This window comes from Streptomyces sp. URMC 124 (assembly GCF_051386455.1).
Lineage (GTDB): Bacteria > Actinomycetota > Actinomycetes > Streptomycetales > Streptomycetaceae > Streptomyces.
Window position 1 is genome coordinate 1 of sequence record NZ_JBPQTS010000633.1, and the last position, 239, is coordinate 239.

Annotated in this window: 1 pseudogene; it reads left to right on the forward strand. The window is 73.6% G+C overall.

Annotation, left to right across the window (positions count from 1 at the left end):
* Positions 1–239: pseudogene (locus ACSNOG_RS33960) on the forward strand (hypothetical protein); the annotation flags it as partial.

Consider the following 239-nt stretch of genomic DNA (forward strand, 5'->3'; position numbering starts at 1 on the left):
TTCGTCCGCTGCCAGACGGAACCGGCCCGCGAGTACGTCGTCAGGGTCGGCAAGGGCGGTTCCGGCGGGAAGGGCGGTGCCGGCGGTGGCGGCGGGAGCCCGGGCAAGAACGGCGTCTGGGGGTACGGCACGAACGGCAGCGGCGGGGCCAACGGCAACAAGGGCTCCAGCAGCAGATCCACCGAGGTGATCGCGCCGAACAGCCGCATCTACGGGCAGTCCGGCCCTGCCGCCGGCGG